The sequence below is a fragment of the Billgrantia sp. Q4P2 genome, from assembly GCF_052806135.1.
The window spans coordinates 474227-486228 of sequence record NZ_JBRBAI010000002.1 but is presented as its reverse complement, the minus strand read 5'-3'; the positions used below and the strand labels follow the sequence as shown (position 1 = coordinate 486228).

At 62.3% G+C, this 12002-nt stretch carries 13 protein-coding genes and 1 tRNA gene; 5 read left to right on the top strand and 9 right to left on the bottom strand.

Annotation, left to right across the window (positions count from 1 at the left end):
* The first annotated feature begins 47 nt into the window (after positions 1–47).
* The 4 genes from ACUY1T_RS05110 (at position 48) to ACUY1T_RS05095 (ending at position 2666) form a co-directional block, all read left to right on the top strand.
* Positions 48–806, top strand: a complete 759-nt coding sequence (locus ACUY1T_RS05110) for an amino acid ABC transporter substrate-binding protein (RefSeq protein ID WP_446020645.1) — start codon at positions 48–50, stop codon at positions 804–806.
* A 17-nt stretch (positions 807–823) separates the two neighbouring features.
* Positions 824–1498, top strand: a complete 675-nt coding sequence (locus ACUY1T_RS05105) for an amino acid ABC transporter permease (protein WP_446020643.1) — start codon at positions 824–826, stop codon at positions 1496–1498.
* On the top strand, positions 1495–2241 hold the full coding sequence (locus ACUY1T_RS05100; protein WP_446020641.1) for an amino acid ABC transporter ATP-binding protein: 747 nt from the start codon (positions 1495–1497) through the stop codon (positions 2239–2241). Before ACUY1T_RS05105 ends, ACUY1T_RS05100 begins: the two co-directional genes overlap by 4 nt.
* Positions 2242–2333: 92 nt before the next feature.
* Positions 2334–2666 (top strand): YqcC family protein, encoded by a 333-nt coding sequence (locus ACUY1T_RS05095; protein ID WP_446020639.1) that lies wholly within the window; start codon positions 2334–2336, stop codon positions 2664–2666.
* A gap of 86 nt (positions 2667–2752) precedes the next feature.
* Here the strand turns inward: ACUY1T_RS05095 and ACUY1T_RS05090 are convergent, their stop codons facing one another.
* A complete protein-coding gene (locus ACUY1T_RS05090; RefSeq protein ID WP_446020638.1) occupies positions 2753–3385 on the bottom strand; it encodes an OmpW/AlkL family protein in 633 nt (210 codons plus the stop codon).
* Between the two features lie 217 nt (positions 3386–3602).
* On the bottom strand, positions 3603–4196 hold the full coding sequence (locus tag ACUY1T_RS05085; protein ID WP_446020636.1) for an OmpW/AlkL family protein: 594 nt from the start codon (positions 4194–4196) through the stop codon (positions 3603–3605).
* A gap of 269 nt (positions 4197–4465) precedes the next feature.
* On the opposite strand from ACUY1T_RS05085, the gene ACUY1T_RS05080 reads away from it, so the two are divergent.
* Positions 4466–4762 (top strand): hypothetical protein, encoded by a 297-nt coding sequence (locus ACUY1T_RS05080; RefSeq protein ID WP_446020634.1) that lies wholly within the window; start codon positions 4466–4468, stop codon positions 4760–4762.
* Positions 4763–4861: 99 nt separating this feature from the next.
* On the opposite strand, the gene putP is transcribed toward ACUY1T_RS05080, so the two are convergent.
* The 7 genes from putP to ACUY1T_RS05045 form a co-directional block, all read right to left on the bottom strand.
* Positions 4862–6340, bottom strand: coding sequence for a sodium/proline symporter PutP (putP, locus tag ACUY1T_RS05075; protein WP_446020633.1), 1479 nt, complete (start codon positions 6338–6340; stop codon positions 4862–4864).
* Between the two features lie 43 nt (positions 6341–6383).
* Positions 6384–9575, bottom strand: coding sequence for a bifunctional proline dehydrogenase/L-glutamate gamma-semialdehyde dehydrogenase PutA (putA, locus tag ACUY1T_RS05070; RefSeq protein WP_446020631.1), 3192 nt, complete (start codon positions 9573–9575; stop codon positions 6384–6386).
* Between the two features lie 176 nt (positions 9576–9751).
* Positions 9752–10555: an AraC family transcriptional regulator gene (locus ACUY1T_RS05065; protein ID WP_446020629.1), complete on the bottom strand. Its 804-nt coding sequence runs from the start codon at positions 10553–10555 to the stop codon at positions 9752–9754.
* A gap of 60 nt (positions 10556–10615) precedes the next feature.
* On the bottom strand, positions 10616–10990 hold the full coding sequence (locus tag ACUY1T_RS05060; RefSeq protein ID WP_446020627.1) for a hypothetical protein: 375 nt from the start codon (positions 10988–10990) through the stop codon (positions 10616–10618).
* 74 nt (positions 10991–11064) lie between these two features.
* A tRNA-Gly gene (locus tag ACUY1T_RS05055) sits at positions 11065–11138 on the bottom strand.
* Positions 11129–11416 (bottom strand): hypothetical protein, encoded by a 288-nt coding sequence (locus tag ACUY1T_RS05050; protein WP_446020625.1) that lies wholly within the window; start codon positions 11414–11416, stop codon positions 11129–11131. Before ACUY1T_RS05050 ends, ACUY1T_RS05055 begins: the two co-directional genes overlap by 10 nt.
* A 145-nt stretch (positions 11417–11561) precedes the next feature.
* Entirely contained in the window at positions 11562–11969 is a 408-nt protein-coding gene (locus ACUY1T_RS05045; RefSeq protein ID WP_446020624.1) for a CBS domain-containing protein, read from the bottom strand.
* Positions 11970–12002: the final 33 nt, after the last annotated feature.

Genomic DNA, 12002 nt, shown 5'->3' with positions numbered 1-12002 from the left:
TAACAGAAGAAATATCTATTCCAAATTGATCTTAATGGAGGTCGATCATGACACCACGGTTTCTTGTTGCAGCGTTTTTCTCCAGTGTTCTCTCCTTCGCGAGCAACGTACAGGCACAGGACGATGTGCTCAGGGTGGGGATGTCGGGTAGTTATTTTCCTTTCACTTTCGTCGAGCAGGATACGCTCAAGGGGTTCGAAGTGGATGTCATGCAGGCGGTTGGCGAAGAGCTGGGCATCGAAGTCCGATTCGAGACCGCCAATTTCTCGGGACTGTTCGGCATGCTCGAGTCGGGCCGTATCGACACCATAGCCAACCAGATCACCATTACCGAGGAGCGCGAGGCGAAGTATCTCTTCACCGAGCCCTATGTATATGACGGTGCGCAAGTAGTCGTCAGGGCGGGTAACGAGGAGATCGAAGGAGTCGAGGATCTCAGGGGCAAGCGTGTCGCCGTCAACCTCGGCTCGAACTACGAGCAGTTGCTGCGTGAACTGCCCTATGCCAATGAAATCGATATTCGCACCTACGACAGCAATATCGAGCAGGATACCGCCCTGGGACGCGTCGATGCCTTCGTCATGGACCGCGTCAGCGCCAGCCAGGTGATCAAGGAGAAGCCGCTGCCCCTGCAGCTTGCCGGCGAGCCCTTCTCCAGTATTCGCAATGCGCTTCCGTTCCGCGACACCGAGGCGGATCGCGCCCTGCGCGACAGGGTCGACGAAGCTCTCGCCGCGCTGCATGAGAACGGTACCCTGACATCTATCTCGGAGCGCTGGTTCGGTACCGACATCACGCGTCCGTGATCCGCTGAGTGCCCACCATGCGCGTCCTCGATATCGACTACATGCTGGGGCTGATTCCCATCCTGCTGCGCTATCTGCCGCTGACGCTGCAGATGGCGACGGCAGGCATGGTGCTCGCCCTGGTCCTCTCCTGCGGTCTGGCGGTGATCCGCGTATTGAAGATCCCGGGGCTGAACGCTGCGACCATGCTGTTCATCTCTTTCTTTCGCGGCACGCCGCTGCTGGTGCAGCTGTTCCTGTTCTATTACGGCTTGCCGCAGCTGCTCGCCTTCCTGACTCATATCAACGGCATTACCGCCACCATCATGGGGCTGACGCTGCACTTTTCGGCCTACATGGCCGAGTCGATACGCGCCGCCATCGTCGGAGTGGATCGCAGCCAGACCGAGGCGGCGCTGTCTATCGGCATGACCAATGGCCAGCTGATGCGCCGTATCGTGCTGCCCCAGGCCACACGCGTGGCCGTGCCCACGCTGATGAACTATTTCATCGACATGATCAAGGCCACCTCGCTGGCCTTCACCCTGGGGGTGACGGAACTGATGGGGGCGACCCAGAAGGAGGCCGCCGGCAGCTTCCTCTACTTCGAAGCCTTCATCACCGTGGCCATCATGTACTGGATCATCGTCGAGCTACTGGCCTGGTTCCAGGGCTGGCTGGAAGTGCGACTCAACCGGGCTTATCGCAGATGATCAAGATCGCCAACCTCGTCAAGCGCTTCGGCAACGCAACCGTGCTGGATGGCATCGACCTAGAAATCGAGCAGGGCGAGATCATCGTCGTGATCGGGCCCTCGGGGACCGGAAAGTCGACTCTGCTGCGGTGCCTGAATTTCCTCGAGCGCCCGGATGCCGGTCGTCTGGTCATCGGTGACCTGGACGTCGACGTGACTCGGGCCAGCCGGGCCGAGATCCTGGCGGCCAGGCGACGCACGGCGTTCGTGTTCCAGAATTATGCGCTGTTCGCCAACAAGACCGCACTCGAGAACATCGCCGAGGGTCTGATCGTGGTCAATCGCTGGCCGAAGGCCAAAGCGCATGTCCGAGCCCGGGAGATCCTCCAGCGCATTGGTCTGGCCGACAAGGCGGACGCTTATCCGGCTTCCCTCTCCGGAGGGCAGCAACAACGGGTTGGGATCGGCCGGGCCATGGCCGCCCAGGCCGAGGTTATCCTGTTCGACGAACCGACTTCCTCGCTCGACCCGGAGTGGGTCGAAGAGGTGCTTGGATTGATGAAGCAACTGGCGCGGGAACGGCAGACCATGCTGGTGGTGACTCACGAGATGGGCTTCGCCAGGGACGTCGCGGACCGCGTCGTGTTCATGGAAGGCGGACGCATTGTCGAGCAGGGGCCTCCCTCACAGCTTTTCAATGCGCCTCGGGATCCGCGCACACGCGACTTCCTGCGCAAGATTCTGGCCGGCCAGCCTGCATGATGGTCGAGCCGAGGTGGCAGGACGGCGTTGTGTCAGAGTTGGAGGTCAGACGAGTTGTGCGATAATGGGGGCATAGCCCAACAGGAGACTCCATGACCGTTCACGAGGAGCTCGACGTAGCGTTGCGCCGTCTCGAGGCCACGATGAAGGCCACCAACATGTGGCGAATGAGTGCGCCGAAGCCCGCAGCGTACGAGAGCCAGCAGCCGTTCTGTATCGATACCATGACGCTGCCGCAATGGCTGCGCTTCGTGTTCATCGCCAGGCTCGATGCATTGATCGAAGCCGAGGCGCCGATGCCGGCAAAGTGCGACGTGGCGCCCGTGGTCGATACCTACCTGGCCCAACAGGGCACCCGTGCCACCGATCGCCTGCTGCTGTGCAAGGCAGTGGAGGAGATCGACCGCTTGGTGACCGAGAACTGAGCTGGCATGAACGTGGCCCGGGTCATCGGGGTTTGCGTGCAGCGAGGCCCACCGTAAGGTGGGCCTCGGCGTTCAGCGCTTGGGTCTCAGAAGCGGTAGCTGATGCCGGCCATGAAGACCCAAGGGTCGATGCTCACTTTGCCCAGGTCCGTGCCATCGAGGCTCACATCGGTATCGATATCGATGTACCAGGCGGCGGCGTTGATGGCCCAGTTGTCGTCCAGGCGCATGTCTAGGCCAAGCTGCCCGGCCAGACCCCAGGAGCTGTCGAGCTCCAGATCACCGAGTTCGCTCGACTCGTCGAAGAAGTGCGTGTAGTTGAGGCCGATGCCGGCGTAGGGCTGGAGCTGCGTGCCGGTGCCGCCCAACGGATAGTACTGCAGGGTCAGGGTCGGCGGCAGGTGCTTGGTGGATGCAGTCGGGAGGCCGCCATCTGCGAGGCGGATGTCATGCTTGAACGGCAATGCCGCCAGCAGCTCGACGCCCAGCTTGTCGTGGAACAGGTAGCCCAGGGTGAAGCCCAGGTTGGTATCGCTGCGAACGTCGACATCAATAGCGCCATTCACCAGACTGCCATTATCGCTCTTGGGGTCGACATGAGCGACGCCAACGCGGGTGATGAAGTCGCCCTGGTTATAGGCGAACGCTTGGCTGCTGGCCAAGGCCGAAGTGGCCGCGAGGCCAGCAGTGATCAGAGTGAGAAGGGCTTGCTTGCGCATGAGTCGACTCCTGTCGTTTGCAAAGGGGCAGCCTGGGCTGCTTTCGAACGAAGCCAGTCTACTCAGTGGCTGACGGAGAAATATTGACCTACGGCAATGGTTGCTTTCGACAACTAAATAGGCATTTATAATGCTTCTTATGGCGGCTGGCATGTCCAGAACGAAGAACGCCGGGCACGAGGCCCGGCGTATCGAAGCGTTTGCGGCTTCGTTCGGCTCAGAAGCGGAAGGTCACACCACCGCCGATGGTCATCGGATCCATCTTGGCTGTGCCGATACGCTCGCCATCAGCGGAGAGACGAGAATCCACATCGGCATAATTGGCGAAGCCGTTGAGCATGAAGTTGTCGGTCACGGCCAGGTCGATCCCCACCTGACCCACGGCACCATAGGAGCGGCGTGCTTCGATGCCTTCCGGCTCGCCGGAGAAGCGAGTGTAGTTGAGGCCTGCACCGACATAAGGCTGCACACGTGAATCCAGCCCGCCGAGCGGGTAGTAGTTCACCAGCAGGTTGACTGGCATACGGTCGATGGTGCCTGTCTCACCGCCGAGTGTTACGTCATGCTCGATCTTCTCGGAGCTGTTCAGCTCCACCCCCACCTTGTCATGGAACAGATAGCCGGCACCGAAAGTGAAGCCTGTCTCACCGCTACTGATGCCTTCGGCGATGCCATTGTCGGAACGGGTATCGGACTTGGCGAAGCCGCCGCGCACGAAGGTGTCGCCGGCGCTATAGGCCAGGGCCGCCTGGCTGGCGAAGAGGGAGCTGGCTGCAAGAGCAACCACTGGAATCAGACGGATAGGTTTCATTACAGCGTCCTCCTGGTTTCTAACGCCGGAGGTTCCGGCAGCATTGGACGGCTTTCAGTATACGAACACTGTTTCTAAAAGTCCTGTTTAGTTTTGTTATCGACCCCATTGCCATGATTGATTGACACAATCGCATGGTTGCCTAATTTCAAAGCCGTGAATATGACAAAGAATGTGCACCTCGATGTACAATTATTGCTGTATCGCAGCATGGCGCAGGGAAGGACGAGAGGCTAAGCCTTGTGTAGGAGCACACAGGAGAGGTCGTGATGCGGACAGAGGTACAGGATTGCCCGATGTGGTTGACGCTGGCAGCCATGCTGACGGCGGCGGCCCTGGCGCTAGGGTTGTTGATTCGCCCCGAGCTGATCAGCGGGCTGCCGATGGTCTTGCGCATGCCGGCCATTGGGCTTGGCGTCTGGGCGTTGGGCGCGGCCTTCATGCAGCCGCTTGGGCTCGAGTTTCGCCGCCATTGGCTGCGGCGTGCCACCAGCCCGCCAGTGAGCCTGGCGGCGCTGGGCGCCTTTGCCGTGGTCGTGATCGCTCGTGCCCTTTGGTTGGCATGAGCCGAGATTGGTCCGAGGACAGGCTTGGCATGCACCGACGAGAAAGCCGCCCGCAGGCGGCTTTCTCGTTGATGCTACTAGTTGCGTTGGGCCGGCTGATTACGCTTCCTCGAAGGTATCGAAATCGGCGGTCACACGCAGGTCCGGCTCTTCGGTGGCCAGGCTTGCCACGATGATGGCGAGGTAGGCCAGGATGACGCCTGGGACGATCTCGTAGAGGTCGAAGATACCGCCCGACAGCTCGGCCCAGACCACTACGGTCACGCCGCCTACCACGATACCGGCCAGCGCTCCCCACTTGTTCATGCGCCGCCAGTAGAGTGACATGATCAGCGCCGGGCCGAAGGCTGCACCGAAGCCGGCCCAGGCGTAGGCAACCAGGTCGAGCACGGTGGCATCTGGGTTGAGCGCCAGCAGGTAGGCGAGCACCGCAATGGCGATGACGGCGAAGCGGCCCACCCACACCAGTTCGGTCTGGCTGGCGTCCTTGCGGAAGATCGCCTTGTAGAAATCATCGGTCAGCGCCGAAGAGGACACCAGCAGCTGCGAATCGGCGGTGGACATGATCGCGGCCAGGATGGCGGCGAGCAGGATGCCGGCGATCACCGGATGGAAGATCAGGTTGACCATTACCATGAACACGGTTTCGCCATCGGCCAGGTCGCGCTGGACGAAGCCCACCCCGAGCAGGCCCACGGCGATGGAGCTGACCAGGGCGATGGCGGTCCAGGTCACGGCGATGCGGCGGGCGGCAGGAATGTCGCGGTCGCTGCGAATGGCGGCGAAACGGGCCAGGATGTGCGGCTGGCCGAAGTAGCCCAGGCCCCAGGCCAGCGAGCTGACGATGCCGATGAAGGTCAGCGCCTCGCCGGTGGAGGCGTCGCGGAACCAGGCCAGCATGTGCTCGCTCTCCGCTGCCAGTGCCGCGGCGGCCCCCGTCGTGCCTCCCAGGTCGCCGAAGGCGATGATCGGCACGATGGCGAGTGCGGCGGCCATCATCAGGCCCTGGATCAGGTCGGTCCAGGAGACCGCCAGGAAGCCGCCGAAGAAGGTGTAGGAGATCACCGCGATGGTGCCGATGGTGACCGCGACGGAGTAGTCGTAGCCGAACACCGTCTCGAACAGCCGACCGCCGGCGACCAGGCCGGAGCTGGTATAGAAGAGGAAGAACATCAGGATGAATACCGCCGATATGACCCGCAGCAGCTGCGATTTGTCACGGAAGCGGTTGGCGAAGTACTCGGGCAGGGTCAGGGCATCGCTGACCTTGAAGCTGTAGAGGCGCAGACGGCGCGCCACGACCAGCCAGTTGAGCCAGGTGCCGATCAGCAGCCCCACGGCGATCCAGCTCGCCGAGATGCCGCTGACATAGGCGGCGCCCGGCAGGCCGAGCAGTAGCCAGCCCGACATGTCCGACGCACCGGCGGAAATCGCCGAGGTCCAGGGACCCAGTGTACGCCCACCCAGGATATAGTCGGAGAGGTTGGTCGTGCGCTTGTACGCGACGATACCGATGCCAAGCATCAGCAGCAGATACACCACGAAGGTGAGGCCGATTGCCATATTATTCTGAACCATGAGGGGTTCCTTCACATGTTGTTGTGGTGAATGACGAGTGCGGTCACTCGTCTCCCAGCGCAAGCAGTGACGCGTTGCCGCCCAACGCGGCGGTATTGACGGTCACGGTCTTTTCCGTGGCGAAGCGCAGCAGGTAGTGCGGTCCGCCAGCCTTGGGGCCGGTACCGGAAAGACCCTGGCCTCCGAACGGCTGAACGCCCACGACGGCGCCGATGATATTCCGGTTTATGTACACATTGCCAACACGAATCCTCTGTGCGACGAGCTGAGCAAAGGATTCGTTGCGGCTGTGTACGCCAAATGTCAGCCCGTAGCCCTTGGCGTTGATCGACTCGAGCACCTGCTCGATCTCGCTGGCCTTGTAGCGCACCACGTGCAGTACCGGGCCGAACTGCTCCCGTTCCAAGGCATCGATGGCGTCAATGCTGAAGGCCGCCGGCGGCACGAAGGTGCCGGAAGCGGTGTGGGCCGGGTCCAGGCGGGTCTCGGCCAGCAGGCGTCCTTCGCCCTTGAGCTTCTCGATATGCGCCATGAGGTTCTTGCGCGCATCTTCGTCGATCACCGGCCCCACGTCGGTACCGAGGTCGCGAGGATCGCCAACATGTAATTCGTCCATGGCACCGCGCAGGATCTCGATGACCCGGTCGGCAACGTCGTCCTGCAGGTAGAGCACGCGCAGCGCGCTGCAGCGCTGTCCGGCGCTCTGGTAGGCAGACTGGACCACATCGGCCACGACCTGCTCCGGCAGCGCGGTGGAGTCGACGATCAAGGCGTTCATGCCGCCGGTTTCGGCGACCAGCGCCGGCAGCGGGGCGTTCTCGCGCGCTGCCAGGGCGCGGTTGATGATCTGGGCGGTATCGGTACCGCCAGTGAAGGCGACGCCGGTGATGCGCGGGTCGGAGGTGAGTACGCTGCCTACGGTGGGGCCGTCGCCCGGCAGCAGTTGCACCACGTCGCGCGGCATGCCGGCCTCATGCAGCAGTTCTACCACCCGATGGGCAACGATGGAGGTCTGCTCGGCGGGCTTGGCCAGCACGCTGTTGCCGGCCACGGCGGCGGCCACCATCTGGCCGCAGAAGATTGCCACCGGGAAGTTCCACGGGCTGATCGCGGCGAACACGCCCTTGCCGTTCATCATCAGCCGATTCGACTCGCCGGTGGGGCCGGGCAATTCGAGCGGCTCGCCGAACTGCTCTTCGGCGCGCATGGCGTAGTAGCGGCAGAAATCCACCGCTTCACGAATCTCGTCGACACCGTCGGTGAGCAGCTTGCCGCCCTCACGGGAGCACAGCGTCATCAGCTCGGCCATGTTCTCTTCCATCAGGTCGCCCAAGCGGCGAATGATGGCAGCGCGCTCGGCCACCGGGGTAGCCTCCCAGCGCGGGAAGGCGGCCCAGGCGGCATCCACCGCACGGGCGGCCTGATCACGGCTGGTCCACTGCACGCTGCCTACCCGCTGGCGTCGGTCATAGGGGCTGAACACCTCGTGCACGTTGGCCGGGTCGCGTGTCACCTCGAAGGCGAGCAGCGGGCCGACTTCGTAGCTACGTTCCATGAAGCCCGCCATGGCCTTCATCAAAGGCTCGTACTGGCTGCGCACGTTGAGGTTGACGCCCCGCGAGTTGCGGCGCTTCTCGCCGTAGATGTCCTTGGGCAGGGGGATTCTCGGGTTGGCGAAGGTGCGGTATTGGCCCAGTGTTTCCACCGGATGGATGCAGAGCGACTCCACCGGCACCTTGGGGTCGACCAGTTGGTGCACGAACGAGGAGTTGGCGCCGTTTTCCAACAAGCGGCGCACCAGGTACGGCAGCAGGTCCTTGTGGGCGCCCACCGGAGCGTAGATGCGGCAGTAGGTGCCCTTGGGCGCGCGGTTGAGCGCCGCGTCGTAGAGCGCCTCGCCCATGCCGTGCAGGCGCTGGAATTCGAAGGGGCGGGTGGCCTCGTTGGCCATCTCGAGAATGGTGCTGATGGTGTGGGCGTTATGGGTGGCGAACTGCGGGAAGATGCGGCCACGGGTCTGGTCGGAGAGCAGGAAGCGGGCGCAGACGAGGTACGCCACGTCGGTGCAGGCCTTGCGCGTGTAGACCGGGTAGCCCTCGACGCCGAGCTGCTGCGACTCCTTGATTTCGCTGTCCCAGTAGGCGCCCTTGACCAGACGCACGGGAATCTCGTCGCCCTGGCGGTCGGCCAGGCGGTTGAGGTAGTGCAGCACCGGCAGGGCGCGTTTGGAGTAGGCCTGGACCACCAGGCCGAAATGGCCCCAACCCTTGCAGGCATCGCTCTGGTAGACCGCGCGGAAGACTTCCAGCGACAGCTCCAGGCGATCGACTTCCTCGGCGTCGATGGTCAGGGCCACATCGCGCTGACGGGCCATGTCGACCAGTTCGCGCACGCTGCCGACCAGTTCGCGCAGAACCTGTTCGCGGCGGCCGAACTCGTAGCGTGGGTGCAGCGCCGAAAGCTTGATCGATACGGAAGGCGCCGGAGTGCGGTCGGAGAGCTTGGTGCTGGTCAGGCCGACCCGCTCGATGGCGCGAGCGTAGTCGTCGAAGTAACGCTTGGCATCGGCCCGGGTGCGGGCCGCCTCACCCAGCATGTCGTAGGAGTAGGTGTAACCCTTGTCGAACAGTGGCCGGGAGCGCTTCAGGGCTTCGTCGATGTCGCGACCGAGCACGAACTGCTTGCCCATGATCTTCATCGCCTCGTACATGGCGCGGCGGATCACCGGCTCGCCCATGCGATTGACCAGACGATTGATGAAGCCCGAGGGCTTGCCGTCACGGGGCTTGTCGAGCGTGACCACGCGGCCGGTCATCAGCAGACCCCAGGTCGAGGCATTGACCAGCCAGGAGTCGCTCTGGCCCATGTGCGCCTTCCAGTCGGCAGGCCCCAGCTTGTCTTCGATCAGTGCGTCTGCCGTGGCCGTGTCAGGGATGCGCAGCATGGCCTCGGCCAGGCACATCAGCATCAGGCCCTCATGGGTATCGAGACTGTACTGCTGGAGCAGTTCGTCGATGGTATCCACGGCGGTGTCCATCTCACGAACCTCGCGGACGAGTTCGGCGGTCTTGCCTGCTATGCGGCGGAAGTCTTCGGGGTTGGCGCTGAGCACGTCGACCAGTTCCTGGACGAAGGCTTCCTCTTCTACGATGTAATGGTCGCTGATCCGTGCGAACAGGGTATCAAGATCCTGCTGCCAGGAGGCAGCATCCAGCATTGTTTTAGCATTGAGCATAGGTATCCCCCGGATGTCACCCGTCCTGAAACGGCAAAAGCCATGTACTAGGCGTTCCGCCCGAACATGGGTGTCTTCCTTGACTGTAGGGGGCGAGCGGCTGACCTGCTTGTCAAAATCCCGGAAGGATTTGCTGATTTCGCGGGAGTTGGGGGGGAGGGGATTGTAATTACGACTTAAGTCGTATGTCGTAACCTGTTTGTGGAGAAGCTGTCCAGCAGGGTGCGCCGCAACTGGCTGGGAGGGCAGCCGTAGGCGCTGCGAAATGCATGAGACAGCGCGCTCTGGTGAGCAAAACCGGTATTCAGGGCGATCTGCGACAGCGGCATGCGGCTCTCCTCGAGCAGCCGCCGGGCCGCTTCCAGGCGCCGCCGGCGAACGTACTGCCATGGGGAGAGGCCGGTCTGCTCGCGGAATCGACTACGAAAATGCGCTTCGCTCAGACACGCTTGTGCGGCAAGGTCGGCCACCGAGATCGGGCAGGACAGGTGTCGGTCGATGAAATGGTCGAGCTTGGCCAAGTCGAGTTGGCGCATGGCCGGTCGCGCAGCCGCCCCGCCAAGCCGGGCATGCAGGCAGCCGAGGAAGGTAGCTGCCAGCCGGTCGCTCTGCGCGGCGCTCAAGTCTTGCTGGCTGTCGGCCTGCTCGAGCAGAAGAAAATCGAGGTAATGCTTGAGCGGCTTGTCCAGTGCGAAGAAGCGGGGGGCGTCGAACAGCCGTGACAGCTCGTGGTGGTAGCCGGTGAGCGATGGGGCATTGGCGGGCAGGTCGAGAATGAGCTGACGGTTCTCGCCCTGGCCCATGTAGTAGTGCATGTGATTGGCGGGCACGATGCAGCCGGAAAACGCCGATATCGCACCGCCCAGACCCTCGATCTCGAATTCCGCCTGACCCTGTAGGCCGATGACGATCTGGTGAAAGTCATGTGCGTGGTTCTGGGTAGCGGTATCGAGCGGAATCTGGCGTATGACGCTGGACATGAGGGCCTCCCGCCTGCGGCTATCGTGTCACAGGATATCACACTCGACGCCTGACCAACGCTACGGCTGGTTGCGTTGCCGTTCCCGCAGGCGCTGGTGGGAAGCCAGGTGGCTGCGCAGGGCGGCCAGCTCCTCACGGCCGGTCTTGTCGAGCAGCGGCTTGCCCTGGGCCACCTGCCAGGGGCGTCCATGTTCCTGCATCAGGCGCTGGGCACGGCGTCGCACGCCATCAAGGTAGTCATCATGACGAATCGGATAATTGATCACGACGTTCCACTCGGTTTCTCCCACCTGGTTGGCCAACGCCTTGTCGAACAGCTTCAGCAGTTGCTCCGGCTCGGTGCGATAGCGCGGCGTACGCGAGAACATCAGAATCAGCACCATGCCGCCAATGACGAATAGACAGACGGCGAAAATGAGCAGGAAGAGTGCCATGCGAAAGCCACGCTGGGAGAGACGAGCGGGTCGGCGATCTGCAGCCGCCTGGTGCATCGGTTTGCTGCGAGAACTGGAGCGGGTGAAGGGAATCGAACCCTCGTCTTAAGCTTGGGAAGCTTCTGCTCTACCATTGAGCTACACCCGCAAAGCGTTTCGATAGTAAAACCAAGGGCTTGGGCTTTGCAAGCTGTCTCGTGATTTTCCCTTTTTCTGCCCGATAAGTGCTTGTTTTGCTGGCCTGGCATGCTGCGCCTCGCGCTCTTGGCCGTGCCCCGGGAAGTAGCGCCAGGAGAAGAGAAGAAAAAAATTATCGAACAGTGGCGAACTTTTTTGCTTGCTGCTGTCATATCTGATACAGGCAACAGCGCGATGGCAGTCGCTAACACTGTTGTTCTGGCTCGCAGTTTCGATCTTGCCGCCCATGACCTCCATCATGGGCGGTTTTTTTTGTGCTGCCTGTGGCAAGCGCCCACGGTGCGAACGAGCCCTGCTTCGGCAGGGCTCGTTCGGTTCTCGAGCAAGGATGTCTCGCCCTGCTACCTGGCAGGCAGCAGGGCCCCGGTCAGTTTCAGTTGTGCCGCATGCGCAGAATGGCGGTCAGCACGTCGCGACGAGTCACGATGCCGCACAGGCGGCCTTGTTCGGTCACCGGGTAGACCTTGGGTTTCTGGCCGAGCATCTCCTGGGCCAGGTCGGTGATGCTCTTGGTGGGCGAAACGGACAAGACCTCGTTGCGCATCAGCTCCTTTACCAGCGGAGCTTCGTCATTCAGGTAGGCGCTCTGGAGCAGCTTGCCCAGCACGTCCTGCTCGGAGATGAAGCCGATCAGGTGATCGTGGTCATCGACGACCGGTGCGCCAGGCAGACGGTGCAAAGCCAGGCCTTTGGCCAGGGTGGTGATCGACGTGTTGCCAGTGACCCGGTAGCAATCCCGGGACATGATCTCGCGAACGATGGTGGGGGCCCTGTTGAGCATGGCGCATCTCCTTGTTCCGGACGCTCTTGGCGG

Bases quoted from the DNA above. Each gene is read 5' to 3' on its own strand.
- ACUY1T_RS05110 (WP_446020645.1), top strand. From the start codon at position 48: ATGACACCACGGTTTCTTGTTGCAGCGTTTTTCTCCAGTGTTCTCTCC.
- ACUY1T_RS05105 (WP_446020643.1), top strand. From the start codon at position 824: ATGCGCGTCCTCGATATCGACTACATGCTGGGGCTGATTCCCATCCTG.
- ACUY1T_RS05100 (WP_446020641.1), top strand. From the start codon at position 1,495: ATGATCAAGATCGCCAACCTCGTCAAGCGCTTCGGCAACGCAACCGTG.
- ACUY1T_RS05095 (WP_446020639.1), top strand. From the start codon at position 2,334: ATGACCGTTCACGAGGAGCTCGACGTAGCGTTGCGCCGTCTCGAGGCC.
- ACUY1T_RS05090 (WP_446020638.1), bottom strand. From the start codon at position 3,385: ATGCGCAAGCAAGCCCTTCTCACTCTGATCACTGCTGGCCTCGCGGCC.
- ACUY1T_RS05085 (WP_446020636.1), bottom strand. From the start codon at position 4,196: ATGAAACCTATCCGTCTGATTCCAGTGGTTGCTCTTGCAGCCAGCTCC.
- ACUY1T_RS05080 (WP_446020634.1), top strand. From the start codon at position 4,466: ATGCGGACAGAGGTACAGGATTGCCCGATGTGGTTGACGCTGGCAGCC.
- putP (WP_446020633.1), bottom strand. From the start codon at position 6,340: ATGGTTCAGAATAATATGGCAATCGGCCTCACCTTCGTGGTGTATCTG.
- putA (WP_446020631.1), bottom strand. From the start codon at position 9,575: ATGCTCAATGCTAAAACAATGCTGGATGCTGCCTCCTGGCAGCAGGAT.
- ACUY1T_RS05065 (WP_446020629.1), bottom strand. From the start codon at position 10,555: ATGTCCAGCGTCATACGCCAGATTCCGCTCGATACCGCTACCCAGAAC.
- ACUY1T_RS05060 (WP_446020627.1), bottom strand. From the start codon at position 10,990: ATGGCACTCTTCCTGCTCATTTTCGCCGTCTGTCTATTCGTCATTGGC.
- ACUY1T_RS05050 (WP_446020625.1), bottom strand. From the start codon at position 11,416: ATGGGCGGCAAGATCGAAACTGCGAGCCAGAACAACAGTGTTAGCGAC.
- ACUY1T_RS05045 (WP_446020624.1), bottom strand. From the start codon at position 11,969: ATGCTCAACAGGGCCCCCACCATCGTTCGCGAGATCATGTCCCGGGAT.